This is a genomic window from Rhodococcoides trifolii (assembly GCF_014635345.1).
Classification (GTDB): domain Bacteria; phylum Actinomycetota; class Actinomycetes; order Mycobacteriales; family Mycobacteriaceae; genus Rhodococcoides; species Rhodococcoides trifolii.
Genome location: NZ_BMCU01000001.1, coordinates 1 through 22959 on the forward strand (window position 1 = coordinate 1; position 22959 = coordinate 22959).

Sequence of the window (22959 nt, forward strand, 5' to 3'; positions counted from 1 at the left end):
CGAGGACAAGTCGACGGTGATGTACCTGTGCTCCATCGAATACACCCCGTCCCTGGACCGCGACATCGACCCACTCGATCCCGACCTGGCCATCAACTGGCCCACGCATGGCCGCGACGGGTCCGCCCTCGAATACCAACTCTCGGACAAGGATCGCGCTGCGCCGTCGTTCGCGTCGCTCAGCGGATCTTGAAGATCACAGCCCGCTGGACGACGAAATTGATGATGGTCGCCGTCCCCTGGGCCACGACGAACGCGATGTTGGAGTACCAGAAACCGTCGGGCAACGCGTCGTACATCAGGCCGTAGATCCCGACCTGGACGGCGAACGTCACCGCGTACAGAATCACGACGGCGACGAACCGTGCCCGTGACGGCTCCGCCTTGAACGTCCAGCGCCTGTTGATCAGGTAGGCCGTCGTGGTGCCCAGGACGAATCCGACTGCCTTCGCAGGAATGACAGCGACCCCGAGCACGAAGTGCAGAAGCAGGTTGACGCCCTGATCGACGACCGCGCTCAGCGCTCCCGTCGCGACGAATCGCACGATCTGCGTCTTCAGATCCAGCGCGTCGTCGGCGATGTTCTCGGTGAGCGGTAGCTCGACCGGAAGCGGGACGTGCGGTTCCTGTTCTGACACGGTGCAGACACTAGTGCCCGCCCTGCGCCTCGCCCCGTACGGTACTCGAGTGCTGATCGCGGACCGTCCGACCACATCCGGCCGTCGCGGCCTGTTCTTCGCACTCGCGGCCCTCGGCGTCGTGCTGTTCGCACTGCGGGGACTGCCAAGACTGCGTGAACCCGGTCTGTTCGCCGAAGACGGTCAGATCTTCCTGGCCGACGCGCACAACCTCGGTCTGCGCGCATTCCTCGAGCCCTACGCCGGCTACCTGCACACGATTCCCCGAATCGTGGCAGCGGCCCTCGAACCGCTACCGATCACCGCGGCGCCGGTGGCGTACCTCCTCGCGGCGATGATTCTGCATCTGGCGATGCTGACCCCGGCGCTGTCACCACGACTGTCCGCGCTGCTGCCGCACGCGTGGCAACGCGCCGGTCTGTTCCTCACCTTGTGCGTGATGCCGGCGGTGTGGGAGGTGTACGGGAACGTCGCGAACGCGATCTTCGTCGCCGGCACCGCGCTGGTGCTGCTCGCGCTCAGCGCAGACCCGAGATCGTCCGCGGGCCGACTCGCCGAGGTCGTCGCCATCGCGCTGCTCGGTCTCAGCGGCCCGCTCGTCGTGCTGTTCCTCCCACTCGTTCTGTGGCGCTGGTGGCGCACCCGGACATCGCACGCCGCGATCGTGAGCGGAACCGCACTGGCTACTGCGCTGGTCCAGCTGACGGTGTATCTCACGTCCGCCCGGTCCACGCCGGGTGGCGGCACGGCCGTGCTGCTCGCCAAGACCGCCGGTGAACGCGTCGGCGGAAGTGCGTTGGCCGGCAAGTCCGACGTGTTCGCCGCTATGCCGCACCCCTGGCTGACCGTCGCCGCATACAGCTGGTTCGCGGTCGTGGTGCTGCTCAGCGTGTGGATCGTTCCCCGGATCGCGATTCCGCTGTGGATCACGGCGGCCGTCCTGCTGGCTGCCGCGGTCAACGCCTACGGACCGGCGATGGTCGCGTCGGGAATCGCCTTCCAGCGGCACGTCACCACACCCCTGGTTATCTGCCTCGTTCTCCTGTGGCTCGTGATCGGACGTGGGCGTGGCCGTGCGGCGACCTCCATCGCGGTTCTCGCCCTCGCGGCGTGCAGCTACGGCGTGGTGCACGACTTCGCTCCGGAGCCCTACCCGTCGCGTCCGGATCTCACGGAACTGCAGCGGTGCGTCTCGACGAACCAGCCCGTGTGTGACCAACCGATCTTCGGACCCGGGTGGACTGTGGAATTACGCAACCCTTAGCCAGGTAGCCTTTACGGCGATGTCCACGACCGAAACTCTCCCCACCTCCACCCGCACTCTGAGCGGCTGGGGACGCACCGCGCCCGCATCGTCCGAGGTGATCACGGCCACTGACGCCGAGATCATCGTCCGGGCGGTGGCGGAGGTCGCCGAGCACAACGCGAGCTCGCCGTCGCATCTGCAGCGCGGAATCATCCCTCGCGGGCTCGGCCGTTCCTACGGGGACAACGCCCAGAACGCGGGCGGTCTCGTCATCGACATGACGGGTCTCAACCGGATCTACAGCATCGACTCCGCCACCCACATCGTCGACGTCGACGGTGGCGTGAGCCTGGATCAACTGATGCGTGCCGCTCTCCCCTTCGGCCTGTGGGTTCCGGTATTGCCCGGCACGCGCCAGGTCACGATCGGCGGTGCCATCGGGTGCGACATCCACGGCAAGAACCACCACAGCGCCGGCAGCTTCGGCAACCACGTGCGGTCCATGGAACTCCTGACGGCCGACGGTACGGTGCGTCATCTGACGCCCGAGTCGCCGCTGTTCTGGGCCACGGTGGGCGGAAACGGCCTGACCGGCATCATCCTGCGGGCGACCATCGAGATGACACCGACCGAGACGGCCTACTTCATCGCCGACGGTGACGTCACCACGACGCTCGACGAGACCATCGCCATTCACAGCGACGGCAGCGAGAACAACTACGACTACTCGAGCGCATGGTTCGACGCGATCTCGGGCCCGCCCAAGCTCGGCCGCGCCGCTCTTTCCCGTGGGTCTCTCGCGACGCTCGACCAGCTTCCGGCGAAGTTGCAGAAGGACCCACTTCGGTTCAGCGCCAAGCCGTTGCTGACCTTCCCCGACGTGTTCCCGAACGGACTCGCCAACAAGTTCACCTTCGGTCCGATCGGCGAACTCTGGTACCGCAAGTCGGGTACCTACCGCGGCAAGGTGCAGAACCTGACGCAGTTCTATCACCCACTCGACATGTTCGGTGAGTGGAACCGCGCCTACGGTCAAGCCGGTTTCTTGCAGTACCAGTTCGTGGTGCCGCCGGAAGCGGTCGAGGAATTCAAGAAGATCATCACCGACATTCAGCGCTCCGGGCACTACTCCTTCCTGAACGTCTTCAAACTGTTCGGGCCGGGAAATCAAGCGCCACTGAGCTTTCCGATGGCCGGCTGGAACGTCTGCGTCGACTTCCCGATCAAGGCAGGGCTGAGCGAGTTCGTCACCGAACTCGACAAGCGGGTACTCGAATTCGGTGGACGCCTATACACGGCCAAGGATTCCCGGACCACCGCCGAGACCTTCCATGCGATGTACCCGCGGATCGACGAGTGGATCGACATCCGCCGATCCGTCGACCCCACAGGCGTTTTCGCCTCCGATATGGCCAGAAGGTTGGAACTGCTGTGACGATAGATGCCGTCGGTAATCCTCAGACGATCCTCGTGCTCGGCGGCACGAGCGAGATCGGTCTCGCGATCACCGAGGAGTACCTGTCGACGGCGCCGGCGCGTGTCGTTCTGGCAGCGCTGCCGAACGACCCCGGTCGCGACAAGGCCGTCGCCCAGCTGAAAGCCAAAGGCGCCAAGGCCGTCGACGTGATCGACTTCGACGCCCTCGACACGAAGTCACACCCCGCCGTCATCGACGAAGCGTGGTCCAAAGGTGACGTCGACGTGGCGATCGTCGCGTTCGCCGTCGACTTCGACCCGGAAGAGCTGTGGCAGAACCAGAACAAGGCCGTGCTGACGGCCAACATCAACTACACCGCCTCGGTCTCGGTGGGCGTGCTGCTCGGCGAGAAGATGAAGGCGCAGCGGTACGGCCGCATCATCGTGATGTCGTCCGTGGCAGGTGAGCGGGTCCGCAGATCCAACTTCGTCTACGGCTCCACCAAGGCCGGACTGGACGGGTTCTACCTCGGACTCGGAGAAGCCTTGCGCGAGTTCGGCCCTCGCGTCACCGTCATCCGTCCCGGCATGGTGCGGACACGGTTCAGCGAGCACGTCAAGGAAGCACCGCTGACGGTGAACAAGGAAGACGTCGCCAAGCTGGCCGTCGCCTCGTCGCGCAAGGGCAAGGACCTCGTGTGGGCACCGGGCCCCTTCCGATTCGTGATGATCGCGCTTCGTCACGTTCCGCGCCCGATCTTCCGCAAACTTCCCATCTGATCGTGCGCGCTGCTCGTTCTGCGCTGATCGAAGCCCTCGCCGCGGCGATCGTGACGATCGTCGTCGTGACGGTCGGCTTGTACGCGTTCTCGCTGGTCCAGTGGCCGTCGTTCAACGGCTCCCACGTCACGCGGGCCATCACGACGGTGGGGCAGGTGGCGTCGTTCGTCGTGATCGGGGTGTCGGTCTGGCTGACGCGGAAGTCCCACAGCTCGGGGTGGGTGGCGAAAACACTGTCCTGGGTGGGGCTCTCGTCGTTCGTCACCGTCACACTCGGCATGCCCCTCGCTGCGACGAAGCTGTATCTGTTCGGCGTTTCGGTTGACCAAGAGTTCCGTACGGAGTATTTGACCCGGCTCACCGATTCCTCTGCGCTGCGCGACATGACGTACGCCGATCTGCCTCCCTACTACCCCGCTGGGTGGTTCTGGATCGGTGGACGCGTGGCGAACCTTCTCGGACTGGACGGGTGGGAAGCCTTCAAGCCCTACGCCATCGGATCGCTCGCCGTCGCCTGCGTCGTGGCTCTGGTGTTGTGGAGTCACCTCGTGCGAAAGGATCTTGCCGTCCTGGCCGCCACCGCAGTGACGGCGCTCGCGCTGGCGTACGCGTCGCCCGAGTCGTACGGCGCCGTGGTGGCGGTGTTCGTTCCGCCGGTATTGATCCTGGCGTGGGGAGGGTTGGCGCGGCCGGGCAGGGGCGGCTGGGCCGCGGTGGTGGGTGTCGGCCTGTTCCTCGGCTTCGCCGCGTGTTTCTACACACTCTATTTCGGCTTCGCCGCGTTCACCGTCACGCTGATGGCTCTCACTGTGGCAACGATGACATACAGCCGAACTCGGAGTTGGCCTTCACTTCTCACTCCGCTGTACAAACTGATCACCATCGCAGCAATCGCCGGCCTGATCGCCCTCGTCGTATGGGCGCCCTATCTGAAAGCCTCGCTGACCGGGACGACCGCGGAATCCGGTACCGCCCTGCACTACCTCCCCGACTCCGGTGCGTCGCTTCCCTTCCCGATGCTGCAGGCATCGCTTCTCGGCGCACTCTGCATGATCGGCGCGATCTGGATCATCGTTCGCCTCAGAGACTCTCGTCGTGCGCAGGCCCTCGGAATCGGTGTGGTGGCGTCGTATCTGTGGGCTCTGTTGTCGATGGCCGTGACAGCCGTCGGAACCACGTTGCTCGGCTTCCGCCTGGAGCCGATCCTGCTGTTGATGCTGGGCGCGGCAGGCGTTTTCGGGTTCGTCGAGGGCGCACGCGCTCTCTATCTGGTCTCCAGTGAATCCTCCCGCGTTCGCACGGCGACCGTGGTGGTCGGGGTGGTCGGCGCACTCGCCTTCGCCCAGGACATCCCGCACGTGTTGCAGAACGAGATCGACGTCGCCTACACCGACACGGACGGCGACGGCGTGCGCGCCGATCAGCGGCCGCCCAGCGCCGTGTCCTACTACGCAGACGTCGACACGGCTCTCCAGACTGCCATTCCACGACGGCGTGACGACACCGTCGTTCTCACCGCCGACACCACCTTCCTGGCCTACTACCCGTACCTCGGGTTCCAGGGACTGACGTCGCACTACGCAAATCCGTTGGCGCAGTTCGATGCTCGGGCCGCAGCCATCGAGGACTGGTCCACGTCCGACAATTCCGCACAGTTGATCGACAAACTCGAGACAACCCCCTGGCGAGCACCCGACGCGTTCCTCTTCCGCCGCGGAGCCGACGGATACACCTTGAGGTTGGCCGAGGACGTGTACCCGAACGACCCCAACGTCCGCCGGTACACCGTCTCGTTTCCCGAATCCTTGTTTGACGACCCACGTTTCACCGTTCAGAACGTCGGACCCTTCGTTCTGATCACCCGAACGTAGCGCTACCGCAGCAGTGCACGCGCAACCAGCGCAACAGTCGCGTCGTCGTCGTGCGCCAGTCGGTCCAACTGTCGCCGCGCATCGGGCCCGGGAATCTCGACGAGCGCCTGCGCCACGCGAATTCGCACCGACGGTTCACGGTGGCGCGCCTCGTCGAACGCCGCCAACATCTCCGCTTTGCAGTCAGGGTCCTGCGACAGCACGCCGAGAATGTCCGATGCCTCGACGTCACTGCGCCCTTCCACCACCATCGTCACCAGAGTCGGCACCGCCGCGTGCACGCCGCGTCGCCCCAACGCCAACGCGGCATGGGCGTTCACCGTCGGATCGTCGTCCGTGAGAGCAGCGTCGAGCACCGCGAGCGCCTCGTCCCCCGGCAACTCCGCGATGGTGAGAATCGCCCGGCGCCGGACGTCGACGTCGTCGGACCCGAGACCGCGGGCCATGACACGAAGGGCGTCACCAGGCGCGCGATCGAGTGCCCATTGCAGCGCCCCCACGACGTTCGCGTTGTTCTCGGTGAGAATGGCTTCGGCCAGGACCTCGGCCGGCGCCTCAGCTTCCAAAGCAGTTCGCTGCCGGATCCCCGAGCTCGGAGAGGACAGCCCCTGCATCAGCTCCACGATCCGCAGGACGCCCTCCCAATCCGTCGGGGACAACGCGTCGACGGTTCTCAAGCGCGTCAGAAGCTCCTGCTCGCGAGCGATACGGTCCTCGGTCCGTCGCACGAGATCGTCGACCAGCGCCGACGGCGCGAAGTTCGGAGCGGCCAACGCATCACCGACCTGTCTGAGCGTCAGTCCGAGAGACCGCAGGCTCTCGACGTGGAAGATGCGCCGGATGTCGTCGTCGGAGTATTCGCGGTACCCACCGACGGTGCGCCCGGTGGGCCTGACCAAGCCTAGCGCGTCGTAATGCCGCAGCATGCGGGTACTGACCCCCGACCTGGCCCCGACCTCCCCGATCAGCACGACCGCAATGCCTCGTCGAGAAGTGAATCGAATCCGGCGTCCGGGTCGCGCAGCAGCATGTGCGTGGCACGTGCATGCGCTCTCGTCTGCGGGTCGTCACTGGTCGTCGCCGTGCTCACGGCCGGCTCGGCAACGTCGCCGAGCGATACCAGCGCCCGGCTCAGACTGCGATGCACCTCTCGGTTTCCGCGACCGAGCTGCGACGCGAGGTCGTCGGCGAGCTGCTGATGGCCTGCGGCGGGAGCCAAGGCCACTGCGGCGCGCCACGCGGCGCGGGCCACCTCGTCGTCCTCGTCGTGCAGCAGCGTCCGTGTGATGGCGGGCCACGCGCTCGTCTCACCGATCTTCGACAGCGAGTGCAGCGCCTGGCTGCGGGCCTGAGCGTGGTGCGATCGGAGTTCCGCGACGAGGAGGGGAACTGTCGTCTCGGTGGGGAACCGCGTCAGCGCCCACGTCAACATGTCGCGCACGAAGAAGTCCGGTTCCGTTCCGCAGCGCTCGACCAGCGGAACCACGATCGCGGGATCGGGATCGGTCCCGGCGGCCAGCGCCGCCCGCAGTCGGACGGACGAATCCGGGGCACTCAACGCCTGCACCAAGGTCACGGTGACCACCTCCTCCCCACGATTGAAAACCTTGACACTGTGTCGAGGTCAAGTGCTCACGTACCCTCGCCGAGATGAGTTCCGGCACCGCCTTGCTACCGAAGACGGGACACGACTCGGTCACGGTCGTCCCGGAGCGGTCGCGAGACTGGTCGGTGGCAGCGGCGTTCACGGTCCTTGCCGTCGCAGTCATGCACAACCAATGGCAGCATCTGGGCGACGGCTACCTCCGCAACAGCGGCCAGGACCAGACCATGTGGGAATGGTTCTTCGCGGTGGCCGCCCACTCGGTGACTCACCTCGACAACCCCGTGTTCAGCAATCTGCAGAACACCCCGCTCGGGGTCAACCTGATGGCGAACACGGCCATGCTGGGCCTGTCCATCCCGCTCGCGCCGATCACACTGCTGTTCGGACCGACCGCGACGTTCACTCTCGCCCTCACCCTCGGCCTCGCGACAACCGCGTTCGGTTGGTACTTCCTGTTCTCGCGCACCGTCGTGCAGTCGCGCGTTGCTGCCGCACTCGGCGGACTGCTGTGCGGCTTCGGGCCGGGCATGATCTCGCACGCCAACGCCCACCCCAATTTCGTGTTTCTCGGTGTGCTGCCTCTGATCACCTTGCTGCTGGTGCGAATCACGCAAGGTCTGCGAATCAAGCGCAACGCCGTCTTCGTCGGCTTGCTCACGGCGTGGCAAGTGATGATGGGCGAGGAACCTCTGCTGATCTTCGCCATCACGCTTGCGGTGTTCGGTGTGGTGTTCTACCTCGGGCATCCTCGCGCGATCGTGCCGGCGATGCGTCGGCTGATCCCCGCCGGTCTGGTGGCCGCAGTCATCACTGCCGCCCTGATCGCGGTGCCGCTGTGGTGGCAGTTCTACGGTCCGCAGAGTTACAAGTTCCTCGACCACAACCTGCGGGCCAACGACCTGAAATCCATCACGTCGCTCCCACCGCAATCCCTGGGTGGACGGATCTGGCCGGGCCCCGACTACTCCATCAACCTCACCGAGCAGAACGCGTACTTCGGAGTCCCGCTCCTCGTGCTGAGCGCCGTCTGCGCGGTCTACCTGTGGCGCAGCTCGGCCGCACGCGCCGCAACGATCACCGCCCTCGTGGTCGGCGTCCTGTCCTTGGGGCCCGTCCTCACCGTCGACGGCGTCGCCACCGACGTCACCCTGCCCGGCAAGAAGCTGCACACGTACCCGTTGCTCGAGTCGGTACTGGAGACGCGCTACGCCCTGGCCGCGGTTCCGGTCCTCGCCTTGCTCGTTGCACTGGCGACCGACCGGGTTCTCCGCCGCGGCGCCGCATCGAAGGCACTGTGGACGGTGGCGCTCCTCGTCGCCCTGGTTCCTCTCGTTCCCGTCCCGCCGCCGGTCGCGGCCAAGGATCCGGCGCCGGCGTTCTTCGCCGACGGGGCGTGGCGTGATTACGTGAGCGACGGAAGCGTCGTCACTGTGCCGCTCCCCGGCACCAGCGACGCGTCTCCCCTGCGTTGGCAGTACGAGTCGAACTTCGATTTCCCCATCGCGGCAGGATATTTCGTCGGCCCCGGCGCCAAGGACCCCGAAGAAGCGAAATACGGTGCCGTCGATCGTCAGACCGCCATTCTCCTCGGAGGTGTGGCCGACTCCGGCGACGTCGTCGCCCCGACCCCCGAGCAAATGGCCACGGCGCGGACGGACCTGGAGTTCTGGAACGCCGACGTCGTCGTTCTGCCGCCGGGCAAGAACGTCGGGGCATTGCGAGAGACGCTGAACGACCTCCTGGGATTCGCCGGAGCGCATGTCGACGGTTCGTGGGTGTGGGACGTGCGCGGTCGCTGACCACCGGTTTTCGCTTCGGTCGATGTCACAACTTCGAGCCGGTACGAGTTGTGGCGTGCCGGGACACTCGCCGACCGATAGCTGGAAACCGATCACGGTCGCATAACATCGGTAATCGTGCCCGACGTCGTGACCTCTCCACCAGCCGTACCCGCTTCTCCTCCATCGGGCCCACGAGCTGCGGATCTGCGCTCGCACTACAAGACCGCACGGATGATCGCTATCGTCACCGGGCTCCTCGGAGTCCTCTTCGCCGTTCTCACGCCCTTCCTGCCCGTCACGCAGACCACCGCGTCCGTCTCGTGGCCGCAGAACGGCCAAATTTCCGACGTCGAAGCCCCTCTGGTCTCGCAGGTACCCGTCGACCTGACGGTGTCCATTCCCTGCACCGCCGTCAACGCTCTGCCGGCGGGCGGCGGGATTCTGCTCTCGACAGCACCTGCTCGTGGTGAAGGCGCGCCGCTCAACGCAATGTTCGTCCGCGTCGGAGCGGACACCGTCGACGTTCTGGACCGCAACGTCGTCGTCGCGTCGGCGCCGCGCAGCCAGGTTGTCGGTGGGCAGTGCAACGCCATCGAATTCTCGTCGACGATCGATCGCACCACCGCCGAATTCGTCGGGCTCACCGACGCCCGGGGCAACCCCAGGTCCGGTCAACTCGACGGTGATCTCCGCCCGCAGGTCGTCGGGGTCTTCAGCGACCTCAGCGGAGCGGCGACGTCGCAGCCCGGCCTGTCCTTCGAGATGACCGTCGACTCCCGTTTCTCGACGAGTCCGACGATCCTCAAGCTGCTCGTGATGATCTTCGCCGTCGTCTTCACTCTCGTCTCGCTCGGCGCCCTGAACCGTCTCGACGGCGTCGACGGCCGCGGACACCGCAACATCTTCCCGTCGAAGTGGTGGAAGTTCACCGGAGTCGACGTCACGGTCCTCGCAACGCTCGTCGGATGGCACTTCGTCGGCGCGAACACCTCGGACGACGGCTACCTGCTGACCATGGCCCGCGCGTCGGAGAAGTCCGGGTACATGGCCAACTACTTCCGGTGGTTCGGAGTGCCCGAGGCTCCGTTCGGCTGGTACTACGACGTGCTGGCCCTGTTCGCGAAGGTCTCCACCGCCAGTCCGTGGATGCGCCTACCCGCCTTGGTCGCCGCCGTCCTGTGTTGGATGGTCATCAGCCGCGAGGTGGTGCCACGTCTGGGCCGGGCCGTGCGCAACAGCAACGTAGCGCTGTGGACCGGCGGGCTCGTGTTCCTCGCGTTCTGGCTGCCCTACAACAACGGACTGCGCCCGGAACCGATCGTCGCGCTCGGTGCGCTGCTGACGTGGTGCTCCATCGAACGAGCCATCGCCACGGGTCGACTGCTTCCGGCTGCGATGGCCGCGATCATCGGCGCCTTCACCCTCGCCGCCGCGCCCACCGGATTGATGTGTGTCGCAGCCATTCTCACGGGAATCCGGCCACTCACCCGCATTGTCGTCAAACGACACCGCCAGGTCGGCACGCTTGCCCTTCTCGCCCCGATCGCGGCCGCGGGCACCCTGGTGTTGATCGTGGTCTACGGCGACCAGACCTGGGCCGCGGTCATGGAATCGACCCGCGTCCGCACACTCGTCGGCCCGAACGAGCCCTGGTACAACGACTTCCTGCGTTACTACTACCTCTTCGTGCAGACGGTCGACGGGTCGCTCTCGCGCCGCTTCGCGTTCCTGACCATGCTGCTGTGCCTGTTCACCACGCTGGTCGTGCTGTTGCGCCGCGGCCATGTTCCCGGAGTTCCGAAGGGTCCGGCGTGGCGCCTCATCGGCGTCGTGTTCGGCACCATCTTCTTCATGATGTTCAACCCCACCAAGTGGACTCACCACTTCGGTGCGTACGCGGGCATCGCCGGGTCACTCGCAGCGTTGACCGCCGTCGCCGTGTCGGCCTCGGCGCTTCGATCACGACGGAACCGCTCGGTGTTCGGCGCCGCTCTCGTTTTCGTTCTCGCACTGTCGTTCTCGGGCATCAACGGGTACTGGTACGTGTCGAGCTACGGCGTCCCCTGGTTCGACAAGGTGGTCTCGGTCAGCGGCCAGCAGTCGAACTCGTACTTCCTGATCCTGTTCGGACTCGTTGTGGCCCTGGGTGCGTGGCAATACCTCCGTGAGGGTTTCGCCCCGCCGCCGCCGCGCGCCGGCACTACCCGCGGGAAGCGCATCCGCAAGTTCGCTGCCGCGCCTCTGACCGTCGTCGCAGGTCTGATGGTTCTGTTCGAAGTGCTGTCGATGGTGAAGGGCGCCGTGTCCCAGTACCCGGCGTACTCGCTGGGTCGCTCGAACGTCCAGTCGCTCATGGGCAACAGTTGCGGTCTCGCGAACGACGTTCTCGTGGAATCGAGTCCGAACGCGGGCATCCTCTCTCCCCTCGTCGACCCGGCGGCGCCGGCCGATCCGACGACCGGCGTACTCGGCGGGTCGTCACCGGTCGGGTTCACCCCCAACGGAATTCCGACGGACCTCAGCGCGGACGCCGTAGAAGTCAAACCCGGACAGGGAAATACAGACCAGCAGAGCGTCGGCGGCAACTTCGAAGAAGGCCAATCGTCGGGTACCGGCGGCGGCGTCGGAGCGGTGGGCGTCAACGGCAGCAACGCTCAGCTTCCGTTCGGCCTCGACCCGGCGACCACACCCGTCCTCGGCTCCTACCAAGAGGGACAACAGGAACCGGCCTATCTCACGTCGAGCTGGTACGGACTACCCGCAGCCAGCGAGCGACAGCCCATCGTCGTCGTCACGGCCGCCGGCCGAATCCTGTCCCGCGACTTGGAAACCGGCGAACTCACCTACGGCCAGTCCCTCGTCGTCGAGTACGGCAAGCGCCAACCCGACGGATCCGTCGTCTCGGAAGGCACCTACCTTCCGAAGGACACCGGGCCCGCCCCGTCGTGGCGAAATCTGCGTATCCCGCGTGACGAAATCGCGCCCGACGCCGACGCCGTCCGCATCGTCGCGAACGACCCCAACCTCACCGGCGACCAGTGGCTCGCCTTCACACCGCCGCGGGCACCGATCGTCGAACCCTTGAACACGGTCATCGGCACCACACAGCCCGTTCTGCTGGACTGGGCTGTGGGACTGCAGTTCCCGTGCCAGCGTCCGTTCGACCACAGCTACGGCGTGGCCGAGATGCCCGGGTACCGCATCCTCCCCGACCGCCCCCTCGCCGTGTCGTCCACCGACACCTGGCAGGCAGCGGAAAACGGTGGGCCGCTGGGCTTCTCGGAGATGCTGGCGTCCTCTACCACCATCCCCACCTACCTGAACCACGACTGGGGACGGGACTGGGGCTCGCTGGAGCGCTACGACCGTTACTACCCGGACGCCTCGGCTGCGACCGTCGACACCGGGACGGCGACGAGGTCCGGGTTGTGGGCGCCGGGGACGCTGCGGAAGTACTAGGTTGCGCTGCACCCGTTCCGACTCAGGGGCACCCTCACACCATTAGATCGACTGAATGTGCCCCTGACTCCGTGACCGTTCCGACTCAGGGGCACCCTCACACTGTCAGATCGACTGAATGTGCCCCTGACTCCGATCGCATTCTGACTCAGGGGCACCCTCACACTGTCAGATCGACTGAATGTGCCCCTGACTCCCCGGCAATGACGCGCATTCGAACATTAGGTCGCGGACGAGACGCCGCGAGCTCGTACGCCGCACGCAGCTCACGAATGACCACATTGGGTGACTGCCGGACTGTCTTCGGCAGATGAGAGACGACAACGATGCCGTGCGATTGCATCCTCGACCGTCGCAGCATCGTTCGCTCGTGATCTGCGACGGAGAGGTGATGAGCGAGCGAGTCGATCTCCCATGCCAACCCGACGTCGTCCAACCATCCATCGGGCCGTGCGATCACATTTCCCGCCGCGTCGAGGACGTCGCGGTTGAGGTGCATCGGGGGTAGGTCGCTCGCCTCGTACAACTCGTGGGCCTCGACCTCGGCCGCGGAATGCGCTCCCTTGCCGAGCTTGTGGAGTTGACGCCGGGGAAGCGCGGTTCCGCGAGTCGTGCACTCGGAGAGCTCGATCGCAAGCTCCTCGATGCTGGTTCCACCGCGCTGGACGGCAGTAACCAGTAGGTCGAGACACAAGCTCTCGTCCTTCGTGCGCCGTACCGCGTCGACGACGCATCGGTGCACGGGTGCGACCTGTAGATACCCGCGTTCGGTCAGCTCCGGCATGCGCCGTGTCCGGTCGACCTCGACGAATCCGTGTGGCTTCCTACGCGTCTCGTGGGGCACGAGGATCGCCACCGACGGCGCAGCAGAGCGGTAGCCGTACGACACCAGTCCGGCCAGTCCGGTCAGGATCGATCCCGGACCACCGTAGGTCAGAGCCCCGATCATCCTTTGCCTGTCCGACGGCGGACCGTTGTGCAGCAATACAATTCCGGGGAGTAGACGCTGCCACGGGCCGTCAGGCAAGCACCGGTTGACGATGGACGATGCACTGACGCCGAGTCCCCGAAGTTCCTTAGGTGTGATCACCCCGTCGACACTGGCGTTTCGAATACTCGCAAGCTCCTCGGCCCATGCTCCCCGTTTCATCCGCCCAGGATTGCAGACCGGGGATCGGTTTATGGTCGCGAGACGGGCACATGTGGATGAATGCGCGCTTGTGGATAAGTCTGCCTGTGACGGTCACGGAGTCAGGGGCACACTCAGTCGATCTGACGGTGTGAGGGTGCCCCTGAGTCGGAACGGTCACGGAGTCAGGGGCACATTCAGTCGATCTGACGGTGTGAGGGTGCCCCTGAGTCGGAACGGTCACGGAGTCAGGGGCACACTCAGTCGGTCTATCGGTGTGAGGGTGCCCCTGAGTCGCGAACGGCACGGCCTAAATCGGAAACAGCGTGTGCTTCCTCGGGTTCGGCTCGACCGCCTTGTCCCGCAACAGGGTGATGGCCCGGCGAATCTCCAACCTCGTCGCCGACGGCTCGATGACCGCGTCGATGTAACCGCGCTCGGCCGCGATCCACGGCGTCGCGATGTGTTCGTTGTAGAAGTCGATGAAACCTTGACGCACGGCGGCGGCGTCGTCACCGGCGTCGGCCAGTTGCTTGCGCGCCATGATGCTGACGGCACCTTCGGCGCCCATGACGGCGATGCGGGCGGTGGGCCAGGCGAGGTTCACGTCGGCACCGAGCTGCTTCGATCCCATGGCTGCGTAGGCGCCGCCGTACGACTTACGTACCACCACAGTGACTTTCGGGACCGACGCGCAGGCGTACGCGAAGATGAAGCGGCCGCCACGCTTGATGACACCCAACTTTTCCTGCTCGAGCCCGGGCAGGAATCCCGGTGTGTCCGCGATGAACACGAGCGGGATGTTGTACGCGTCGCACAGCCTGATCCAGTGAGCGCACTTGTCGGATGCGGCAGCATCGAGCGAACCACTGAGCATCAGTGGCTGGTTGGCGACGACTCCGACCGGGCGACCGTTGACCCGAGCGAATCCGATGATGACGTTGTTGGCCGTCTGCGCGGTGACCTCGTGGAAGTCGCCGTCGTCGAAGATGCGCAGCAGGATGTCGTGCATGTCGTACCCGGCGTTGTCCGAGTCGGGCATGAACGTGTCGAGTTCGAGGTCGTCACTCGTCACGGACGGTTCGATGCCCTCGTTGACGACCGGCGGCTCCGCCGTGCAGTTCGACGGTAGGAACGACAGGTACTTGCGTACCCAATCGAACGCTGCCGCTTCATCTTTCGCGACGTGGTGGATGTTGCCGTTCTCGGCCTGCTGCCGCGCGCTGCCGAGGTCGTGCAGGCTGACGTCCTCACCGGTGACGGACTTGATCAGGTCCGGCCCGGTCACGAACATGTAGGCCTCTTCGGTGGCGACCACGACGTCGGTGTTGATCGGTGCGTACACGGCGCCGCCGGCGCACTTGCCGAGGATCACCGAGATCTGCGGACAGAAACCCGACAGCGGTTCTTGCCGCTTGCCCAGTTCCGCGTACCACGCCAAGGACGTCACTGCATCCTGGACGCGCGCGCCACCCGAGTCGTTGATGCCGATGCAGGGGCAGCCGATGTTCGCGGCGAACTCCATGATGTGCGCGACGCGGCGACCGAACATCTCGCCGACGGTGCCGCCGAAGACGGTCTGGTCGTGAGAGAAGACGGCAACCGGACGACCGTCGATGGTGCCGTGACCGGTGACGACTCCGTCGCCGAACAGGGCGTTCGGATCTCCAGGCGTACGGACCAGGGCGCCGATCTCCACGAAGGAGCCGGGATCGAGGAGCATCGTGATGCGCTCTCGCGCACTGGGAATGCCCTTCTTGGCGCGCTTCGCGACAGCAGCCTCTCCGGCTGGTTCGTGGGCCAGTTCGAGCTTGTCGCGCAGTACCGCCAGCTTGCCGGCAGTCGTCGAGGTCACGGGTGCGACTCTCCTCCTTGCGCCGCCATCGACGCAGTAAGCCCCTGCAGTTTGCCCGCCAGATCGGCCCCCACCTTGGCAATGTACGGCTCGTCGATGATAGCGAGGTGGTCGCCTCCGACGTGGACTATCTCCAGGTTCGGCGCGTACTCACCCCATCCACCGTGCTCGTGACGCTTCCCGAGTCGAGGTTCCAGCGCGATCGCGTCGTCGTGATACTTGTCGGCCAGATACAGCGTGACGTCACCGTCGTACACGGTCGGCGACGCCGTCTGGATAGCCCGATTGTCGAGCCACGACGTGCGCTGGTGCTCGATGATTCCGCTGGGAATCTGCGCACTGCTCAGCTTCACCAGATCCATGATGATGCGAATCTGACCGTCGTCGTCGGCCTTGGCCAGCTTGTCGTACGGCAGCGGGTAGTCCACGTTGTACAACTTCTTGCCGACCTTCGCGTACCGCTTCCACCGCAGCTCGATCTCCTCCGGTGTGTCCGGGATCGGCTCGTACGGCATCACCGTGTCGATCAACCCCACGACTCGAACGTCCGCACCCTGCTCGCGCAGAATCTGCGCGACGGCGTAGGACAGCACGCCGCCGAGCGACCACCCGAACAGCACGTAGGGGCCGTCGCCCTGGATCTCCCGAACGATCGGGACGTAGGCGGCGGCGCGTTCGGCGATCGAACCTTCGATACGTTCGAGCCCGTACATCGGCGTTCCGGCCGGCAGACGACGCAGCAGCGGTTCGTACACGACGCAGGAGCTACCCGCCGGGTGGAACACGAAGACGGGCACCGCATCCGAACCTTCTTCGCGCGTACGGAGCGTGCGTACGACACCCACGACGTCCCCCGCCTCGAGGTGCTGGCGGACCACGTCGGCGAGCGCTTCGATGGTCTCGGAATCCAGGATGTCGTCGAGTGTGATCTCACCCTTCGCCCGCTCGCTGAGCCGCTCGGCCAGCTTCTCCGCGGTCGGATCGTCCAGCACGGGAAGGGTGTTGAAGATTCCCTTTGCCGATTCGCCGGTCACCACAGCCCACGTCGCGAACGTCAGACGCTCGGCCGCGTCTCGCGGCGCAACGTCGGTTCCTGCTGCCTCGCTGAAGGATTGGGCATCGCTGGCGACGGACGGTGCAGCTGCGTCCGCCACGATGGCCTCGGCTTCCGCCGTGGTGTCCAAAACCGCAGTGTTCTCGACCGCATCGCCCTCGAACTGAAATGCCGTGTCCAACTGCGCTTCCGCAGCGGCCTCGGCCTCGGCGTCGAGCTTCTGCTGAGCCGCGAGCGCCTCGACCTCTTCTCGGTTCTCGACCGCGTAGCGGAGATACTTCTCCACTTCCTTCAAACTCGCGTCGCGCACCGCGGCCAGCTGCAACTGCGGGATCTCGAACTCGAACTCCACACGGTTCTTGATGCGGACAGCCATCAAGGAGTCCAGACCGAGCTCGACGAGCGGAATCTCGGCCGGCAGATCCTCCGGCGCGTACCCCATCGACTCGGCGACGATCAGCGCCAGACGGTCCTCGAGGGACTGACTGCCGTTCGGGTCCCAGCGATCGGCGAAGTCGTCGACGACGTCCGGTTCCTGCTCGACCGAATCGGACAGTGCCGAGCTGGACAGACTGGGCGCGGCTGCCTCTGCCGGTGCCGTGGATTCCACTGCCGGACCGGCGGTCACCACCGCGTCGGCGAGAAGTACGAAGTCCGAGCCGGTCCGCGAGTGGACCGTCAACGAGGCACCACCGGGGTGCGGTGTCAGAGTGGTCGTCAAGCTTCCCGACGTGGGCACCGCACCGCGGGTGACAACCGCGCCGACGGTGACATCCGCCAGAACCTGTGCGGCAGCTGCGGATACGAGGGCGTCGATGCTGGTCACCGCACCGGCCTGCGCCTCGAAGACATGTCGACCGTCGGGCAGTGCCACATGGGAGCCCGGCAGCGCCGCGACAGAGGCCGTGATCGCACTGACCGTCGTCTCGATCCAGAAAGGCTTGCGCAAGAACGACGTACGCGGAATGGTTGCGTATGCGCCGTCTCCGAACAGGACCGGGAGCGAGACCGCATGTCCGTGCACGTACAGCTCGGCGAGGGCGGTGAGGAACGTGTCCGGCTCGCTCTCCTTACGCTTGAGCGTGGGCACCAGGGTCGCGTCGGGAACACCCGCGGCCCACGCGGTGGCCGCAATCGACATGAGAGCCACCGGGTTCGGCGACAGCTCGATAAAGGTGGTGTACCCCGAGTCGACGGCGTTGCGCACGGCCTGCGTGAAGTAGACCGAGTGCCGCATGCCCTTGACCCACGAGTCGACGCCGTGAATCGGTTCGTGACCGGCCTTGTAGAACGCGCCCTCGTCCACCGACGAGAACGCTGCGACGCGGAGTTTGGACGGTTCGATACCCATCAACTCGGCCGAAAGTTCACCGAGAAGAGGGTCGACGGCGGAGGTGTGCCCGGCCCCGCGGACATCGAGAACGCGGCCCATCTTGCCGAGCGACTCGGCGTACTCGACCATCGCCTGCACCGGCGCTGCCGGGCCGCCGACGGTCGTATGTGTCGGTGCCGCATACACACTGGGCTCGACGCCGGGGAACCGCTCGGCCAGCTCGACGACCTCGGCCGCCGAGAACTCCACCAGCGCCATGGCTCCAGCCTCGGCGCTGCCGAGACCTTCCTGCCCCTCACCGAGCAGACGCGAACGCGCGCAGATGATCCGCACGGCGTCTTCCAAATTCAGACCACCCGTCGCGTATGCCGCGCCCACCTCGCCCATCGAATGTCCCACTACTGCAGCGGGCTCGGCCCCGTGGGCACGGAGGGTCTCGACGAGCGCGACCTGGATTGCGAAGATTCCGACCTGGGAATTCTCGAATTCGTAGTTCAGCGAGTCGTCGAGGACGATCTCCTTGATGGAGTATCCCGCCTCGTCCTCGATCAACGCGTCGACGCGATCGAATGCGGCAGCGAAGACCGGCTCGGATCCGTAGAACTCCTTCGCCATCTTGCGGTGCTGAGCGCCGAAGCCGGAGAAGACCCAGACCGGTCCGTTGGACGCCGGCGAATCTGCGGACAGCACACCGGGTCCCGGCTTTCCCTGCGCGACGGCACGTAGTCCGGAGACGGCCTCGGCGCGAGTGGACGCGAGCACCACTGCGCGAGAACGCCCGTGGTTGCGCTTGGCGAGCGAGCGACCGACGTCGGCGAGTGGGGTGTTGCTTCCCTCTTCGCTCTCGAGCCAGTCCGCCAGTTCGGCGGCTGCGCGGCGGCGGCGGGACGGCATGGACGCGGAGACGGCGAGCAGCACGATCCGCGGCTCCGGCTCGGGGGCACCCTCGGCCTGTACAGCCGAATTCGACCGGCCTCCGGCCTGTACAGCCGAATTCGACCGGCCTCCGGCCTGCCCGCCGGCGTCAGGGGCGCCCTGAGTCGGTGCAGCATCAGTCGCGGGCGCACCCTCTTCGAGTACCACTACGTCGTTGACCGCCGCTTCGGGATCGACTGCAGCGGGATCGAACTCGATATCGTTGTCGGGAGAGGTCGACGCGGGGGAAGCAGCGGCCGGCACATACTCCGTCACCACCACGTGCGCATTGGTGCCGCCGAAGCCGAAACCGGAGATACCGGCGACGGCCTTGCCGGTGTACCGCGGCCAGGCCGCACCCTCGGAGACGACACTGAGATGGGCGTCGTCGAACGGGATGTACGGGTTGGGGCCGGCATAGTTGAGCGACTTGGGGAGCCGGTCGTTCTGCATCGCGAGGACCACCTTGATCAAACCTGCTGCGCCTGCAGCGGATTCGAGGTGCCCGAAGTTGGTCTTGGCCGATCCGAGCAGTGCGGGCTTGTCCGCGTCCCGGCCGCGACCGACGACGCGGCCGAGTGCATCTGCCTCGATGGGGTCACCGAGGATCGTGCCGGTGCCGTGGGCTTCGATGTAGTCGACCCCGGTGGGGACGATGCCGGCGTCGCGGTACGCCGAACGCAGCACGTCCGCCTGCGCGTCCGGGTTGGGGGCCACGATGCCGTTGGAGCGGCCGTCTTGGTTGACCGCGGATCCGGCGATGACGGCGAGGATCGAATCTCCGTCGCGCTCAGCGTCTTCGAGGCGCTTGAGCACCACGAGACCGCCGCCTTCGGAGCGGATCATGCCGTCGGCGTCGGACGAGAAGGCCTTGATTCGGCCGTCGGGTGCCAGCACCCCGGTCTGTCCGAATCCCAGTGTGGCGAGCGGAGAAAGGAGCATGTTGACGCCACCGGCGAGCGCGACGCTGGACTCTCCGCTGCGCAGGCTCTGCACGGCCTGATGGACGGCGACCAGCGACGACGAGCATGCGGTGTCCAGGGCGATGGACGGGCCGCGGAAGTCGAAGTAGTACGACACTCGACCGGCCACGACGGCCGTCGAGTTGCCGGTCAGCGCGTACGGGTGCGGGTCGGGGTCGCTGACCACGATCATCTGATAGTCGTTGGTCGACGTGCCGATGAAGACACCGACCTGTGTGCCCTTGAGTTCGCTGGCGGGGATGCGCGCGTTCTCCAACGCTTCCCACGTCAGTTCGAGCGCAAGTCGTTGCTGCGGATCGACATTGACAGCTTCGCGCGGGGACATCGCGAAGAATTCGGCGTCGAATCCCTTCACGTCGTCGAGGTAGCCACCGCGGGTGACCGTCGACGCGATGCGCTCCGCCAGCCGGGCGTCGCCGGTGAATTCCGACCACCGCCCTTCGGGCAGATCGGTGATGCCGTCGCGACCGTCGTCGAGCATCTCCCACATCGACTCCGGGGTGTGTCCGGCGCCGGGGAATCGGGTCGACAGGCCGACGATCGCGATGTCGTGCGACCGGTCGGACGGCCCCGACAGGTAGAACGAGTCGTCCGTGGTTCCGGACTCGGACTCCGGCTCGCCCTCGATGATGCGCGTCGCGAGGGAGGCGATGGTCGGGTGCTGGTAGGCCACCGTCGCAGTGAGCGTGACGCCGAGGAGCTCCTCGATCTCGCCGCTGAGCGCGACGGCGTCGCGGGAGCTGAGCCCGAACTCCTCCATCGGTCGATCGTCCGAAATCTGGTCCACCGACTGGTTGGTCGCGTCGGCGACCCAGTTCCGCAGCCACTCACGCAGCTGCGCGACCGTCATGTCCCCGTCCGTCACGTCGCCACGAATACTGTTGTCAGCCACTGAACCCACCCAACCAGTCGGAAAGAAAAAACGTCACTCGTCGATCGCGTCGGGGAACGCAGTTTGCGTGTACCCCCCGCGCAGAGTGCCTTCGATGTACGCCGCCTTGCACGCCCGGCGCGCGATTTTGCCGCTCGAGGTGCGCGGGATGGACCCGGCGGGAACGAGCAGTACGTCCCGCACCGTCACTCCGTGTCGGACCGAGATCGACGCGCGGACAGTGTCCGCGATCGGCGCCGGGTCCGCCTTGCCCGCGCCCGGCGCGCGCTCGGCCACGATGACCAACTGCTCGCTGCCGTCCTCCGGGTCGCGCTGCAGACCACTGCCGCCGTGCTCGAAGACGAACTCGGGCAGCTGGTTCATCGGAACCGAGAAGGCCGCGACGAAACCGGGCCGCAGGGCCGTGGACGACTCCTGAGCGGACGCTTCGAGGTCCTGCGGGTAGTGGTTTCGGCCGTCGACGATCACCAGGTCCTTGACGCGACCGGTGATGTAGATTTCGCCGTCGACGTAGACGCCGTAGTCGCCGGTGCGCATCCAGTCGGCACCCTCGTCGGCACCGTCGGCGTGGCTGCCGGACTCCAGTCGCGACACCAGCTTGTTGTGGAAGGTCTCCGTCGTCTCGTTCTCGCGCCCCCAGTACCCGCGGCCGATGTTCTGCCCGTGCAACCAGATTTCGCCGACGTGAGTGTCCGGCTGTTCGGCGCCCGACTCGGCGTCGACGATGGCCGCCCACTGGCTGCGCGCGACGTAGCCGCACGACACCTGCGGGATGGCACCCTCGGCGCTCTCGTCGACCTGGACCACACGGCCGGAATTGAGTTCGGCGCGGTCGACGTAGATGACCTTCGCCTCGTCGGAATGCTTGGTGGTCGAGACGAACAGCGTGGCCTCGGCCATGCCGTAGGACGGCTTGATCGCGGTCTTCGGGAGCCCGTAAGGACCGAAGGCGTCGTTGAACTTGCGCATCGACGTGGTGGTGACCGGCTCGCTGCCGTTGATCAGACCGATGACGTTCGACAGATCGAGGGTTTCACCGTTCTTCGGCAGACCGCGCTGAGCGGCGTGTTCGAACGCGAAGTTCGGTGCTGCGGCGAACGTGCCCGCACCGTCGGAGACCGCGGCGAGTTCCTTGATCCAGCGGTACGGCCGCTGCACGAACGCGCGCGGGCTCATGATGGTGATGTACTTGCCGCCCAGCGCGGGCAGGATGACCGTCAGCAGTCCCATGTCGTGGAAGAGCGGCAGCCAGGTCACACCGCGCGAATCCTGGGTGATCTCGACGCTGTCGACCATCTGCAGTGCGTTGACGCCGACGGCGCGGTGGGTGATCTCGACACCGGCGGGCGTACGCGTGGACCCCGACGTGTACTGCAGATACGCGATGTCGTCGAGATTCGCGTCGGGCTCGGTCCAGGTCTCTCCGACGCTGTCCGGAACAGCGTCGACGGCGATGATGCGTGGACGCTTGGCGGCCGGGAGCGCGCGGAAGAACTGACGCACACCTGCGGCGGAGTTGGTTCCGGTGAGGATGGCGGACGGCTCGCAGTCGCTCAGCACGGCGTGCAGACGATCGCTGTGACCGGGCTCGTCCGGATCGAACAGCGGCACGGCGATGGTGCCCGCGTAGATCGCCGCGAAGAACGCAACGACGTAGTCCAGGCCCTGGGGAGCGAGGATGGCGACGCGATCGCCCTGGTTCGTCACCTGCCGTAGACGCGCGCCCACCGCTCGCAGCCGAGCACCGAACTGCGCCCAGGTGAGTTCGTGGACCTCACCGTCTCGCTCACGGGAGAAGTCGACGTAGCGGTAGGCCAGCGCGTCGCCGTTCTCCGCGACGTTGCTTTCCACGTGCCGCACCAGTGTCATGCCCTCGGCAATAGTGATGCGGCCGTTTTCGTCGACATAATCGTCGAACGATTTCGTCATTTCATCTCCTCCGAAGCGTCGCGAAGCCACGCCATCGATCTTGTCGGCGTCTGCCTTCGAACTACCTCATAC

General features: G+C 66.0%; 14 protein-coding genes. 7 read left to right on the forward strand and 7 right to left on the reverse strand.

The window, feature by feature from the left end; all coding sequences use genetic code 11:
* The coding region (locus IEW02_RS00005) for a dTDP-4-dehydrorhamnose 3,5-epimerase family protein (RefSeq protein ID WP_188542682.1) at positions 1 to 193 on the forward strand (193 nt) is incomplete at its 5' end.
* Here the strand turns inward: IEW02_RS00005 and IEW02_RS00010 are convergent.
* Positions 180 to 638 (reverse strand): GtrA family protein, encoded by a 459-nt coding sequence (locus IEW02_RS00010; RefSeq protein WP_229745694.1) that lies wholly within the window; start codon positions 636 to 638, stop codon positions 180 to 182. The genes IEW02_RS00005 and IEW02_RS00010 overlap by 14 nt on opposite strands.
* Positions 639 to 687: 49 nt before the next feature.
* Between IEW02_RS00010 and IEW02_RS00015 the strand changes: the two genes are divergently transcribed.
* From IEW02_RS00015 to IEW02_RS00030, 4 genes are read left to right on the forward strand one after another with little or no spacing between them, the layout of a single operon-like run.
* Complete coding sequence (locus IEW02_RS00015; protein WP_188542683.1) at positions 688 to 1902, forward strand: hypothetical protein; 1215 nt, start codon at positions 688 to 690, stop codon at positions 1900 to 1902.
* A gap of 19 nt (positions 1903 to 1921) precedes the next feature.
* The gene (dprE1, locus tag IEW02_RS00020) at positions 1922 to 3319 is read left to right on the forward strand and encodes a decaprenylphosphoryl-beta-D-ribose oxidase (protein ID WP_188542684.1); all 1398 of its coding nucleotides are present in this window, start codon (positions 1922 to 1924) and stop codon (positions 3317 to 3319) included.
* Positions 3316 to 4080, forward strand: a complete 765-nt coding sequence (gene dprE2 / locus IEW02_RS00025; protein ID WP_188542685.1) for a decaprenylphospho-beta-D-erythro-pentofuranosid-2-ulose 2-reductase — start codon at positions 3316 to 3318, stop codon at positions 4078 to 4080. The genes dprE1 and dprE2 overlap by 4 nt, the downstream gene beginning before the upstream one ends.
* 2 nt (positions 4081 to 4082) lie before the next feature.
* Positions 4083 to 5951, forward strand: a complete 1869-nt coding sequence (locus IEW02_RS00030) for a galactan 5-O-arabinofuranosyltransferase (RefSeq protein WP_188542686.1) — start codon at positions 4083 to 4085, stop codon at positions 5949 to 5951.
* 2 nt (positions 5952 to 5953) lie between these two features.
* On the opposite strand, the gene IEW02_RS00035 is transcribed toward IEW02_RS00030, so the two are convergent.
* Together IEW02_RS00035 and IEW02_RS00040 are read right to left on the reverse strand one after the other, a co-directional pair.
* Positions 5954 to 6922 carry a HEAT repeat domain-containing protein gene (locus tag IEW02_RS00035; RefSeq protein ID WP_188542687.1) on the reverse strand — a complete coding sequence of 323 codons (969 nt, stop codon included), beginning with the start codon at positions 6920 to 6922 and terminating at the stop codon, positions 5954 to 5956.
* On the reverse strand, positions 6916 to 7527 hold the full coding sequence (locus IEW02_RS00040; RefSeq protein ID WP_229745696.1) for a HEAT repeat domain-containing protein: 612 nt from the start codon (positions 7525 to 7527) through the stop codon (positions 6916 to 6918). The genes IEW02_RS00035 and IEW02_RS00040 overlap by 7 nt, the downstream gene beginning before the upstream one ends.
* A gap of 74 nt (positions 7528 to 7601) precedes the next feature.
* Between IEW02_RS00040 and IEW02_RS00045 the strand changes: the two genes are divergently transcribed.
* Both IEW02_RS00045 and IEW02_RS00050 read left to right on the forward strand, forming a co-directional pair.
* Entirely contained in the window at positions 7602 to 9356 is a 1755-nt protein-coding gene (locus tag IEW02_RS00045) for a glycosyltransferase family protein (RefSeq protein ID WP_188542689.1), read from the forward strand.
* 117 nt (positions 9357 to 9473) lie between these two features.
* Positions 9474 to 12797 (forward strand): arabinosyltransferase domain-containing protein, encoded by a 3324-nt coding sequence (locus IEW02_RS00050; RefSeq protein WP_188542690.1) that lies wholly within the window; start codon positions 9474 to 9476, stop codon positions 12795 to 12797.
* A 160-nt stretch (positions 12798 to 12957) separates the two neighbouring features.
* Here IEW02_RS00050 and IEW02_RS00055 read toward each other — a convergent pair whose 3' ends face one another.
* The 4 genes from IEW02_RS00055 to fadD32 all read right to left on the reverse strand — a co-directional run bounded on the left by IEW02_RS00055 (position 12958) and on the right by fadD32 (position 22887).
* Positions 12958 to 13887 carry a hypothetical protein gene (locus tag IEW02_RS00055; protein WP_229745697.1) on the reverse strand — a complete coding sequence of 310 codons (930 nt, stop codon included), beginning with the start codon at positions 13885 to 13887 and terminating at the stop codon, positions 12958 to 12960.
* 349 nt (positions 13888 to 14236) lie between these two features.
* Complete coding sequence (locus IEW02_RS00060) at positions 14237 to 15781, reverse strand: acyl-CoA carboxylase subunit beta (RefSeq protein ID WP_188542692.1); 1545 nt, start codon at positions 15779 to 15781, stop codon at positions 14237 to 14239.
* Positions 15778 to 20916, reverse strand: a complete 5139-nt coding sequence (gene pks13 / locus IEW02_RS00065) for a polyketide synthase Pks13 (RefSeq protein ID WP_188543899.1) — start codon at positions 20914 to 20916, stop codon at positions 15778 to 15780. Before pks13 ends, IEW02_RS00060 begins: the two co-directional genes overlap by 4 nt.
* Before the next feature lie 75 nt (positions 20917 to 20991).
* A complete protein-coding gene (gene fadD32, locus IEW02_RS00070) occupies positions 20992 to 22887 on the reverse strand; it encodes a long-chain-fatty-acid--AMP ligase FadD32 (protein WP_188542693.1) in 1896 nt (631 codons plus the stop codon).
* Positions 22888 to 22959: the final 72 nt, after the last annotated feature.